This window comes from Kitasatospora sp. NPDC001539, assembly GCF_040298565.1.
GTDB lineage: Bacteria > Actinomycetota > Actinomycetes > Streptomycetales > Streptomycetaceae > Kitasatospora.
Genome location: NZ_JBEPAK010000494.1, coordinates 1 through 1,193, shown reverse-complemented (window position 1 = coordinate 1,193; position 1,193 = coordinate 1). Strand labels below are relative to the sequence as shown.

Sequence of the window (1,193 nt, the reverse complement as noted above, 5' to 3'; positions counted from 1 at the left end):
CTAGTGAGCTGGTTCGGAGATGCGTGAGCAGTAGCGGCAGATCCGATCGATGATCTGGTCGGCGGTCTTGGTCCACTTGAACGGCTTGGCGCTCTCGTTCCAGACCTTGATCCAGTTCTCAAGGCTGGCCTTGAGGTCGTCCAGCGAGCAGTGAACGCCGCGTTCGAGGCAGCGCCTTTCCAGTTCGGCGAACCACCGCTCGACCTGGTTGATCCACGACGAGTACGTCGGTGTGAAGTGCAGCTGGAAGCGAGGATGCGCCAGCAGCCAGCGGTGCACCACGGGCGCTTTGTGGGCCGAGAGGTTGTCGCAGATCACGTGGACCGCCAGACCGGGCTCGGTCTGGCGGTCGATCTCGTCGAGGAAGTCCCGGAAGTCCACCGCCCGGTGCTGGGCCGACAGCTTCCCGATCACCTTCCCGGTCGCGATGTCCAGGGCCGCGAACAGGTCGATGGTGCCGTGGCGGACGTAGTCGAAACTGCGGCGCTCGGGCACTCCGGGCAGCATCGGCAGCACCGGGGCCGTCCGCTCCAGCGCCTGGATCTGTGGCTTCTCGTCGACCGCGAACACCACCGCGTTCGCCGGCGGCGCCAGGTAGAGGCCCACGACGTCCCGGACCTTGTGGATCAGCAGCGGGTCCGGGGAGACTTTGAACACCTCCGTGCGCCAGGGCTGCAGCCCGAAGGCGTGCCAGATCCGCAGCACGCTGGACGGCGAGATGCCGACCTTCCTCGCCAGCTCGCGTTTGGACCAGTGTGTGCCGCCCTCCGGAACCTCCTCCAGGGTCCGCACGACCACCTCCTCCACCTGGGCATCGGTGATGGTGCGCGGGACCCCGGGGCGCGGCTCGTCGCACAGGCCGTCCAACCGCTCGCGCAGGAAACGGGCCCGCCACTTCGTCACGGTCCCGCGGTTCACGCCCAGCCGGGAGGCCACTGCGAGATTGCTGCCACCCTCCGCACACGCCAGGACGATCCGCGCCCGCAGAGCCAGCCCCTGCGCGGTCGTCCGACGTTTCACCCAGCCCTGCAACACCTGCCGCTCCGCCATGGAGAGCACAAGCGGCATCAGCCTGCTGTCACCCACGTACCCCAGAACACCGCGCTCATGGCCCCGGCCGCAGCCGTTCGCCGGAAGTCGGTACGCACGGCAACTCATGAGGCGACGCACCAACTCCGAACCAGCTCACTAGG

At 67.7% G+C, this 1,193-nt stretch carries 1 protein-coding gene; it reads right to left on the bottom strand.

Annotated elements, in window-relative coordinates:
* Positions 1–1,068, bottom strand: coding sequence for an IS630 family transposase (locus tag ABT247_RS33530; protein WP_350750395.1), 1,068 nt, complete (start codon positions 1,066–1,068; stop codon positions 1–3).
* Positions 1,069–1,193: the final 125 nt, after the last annotated feature.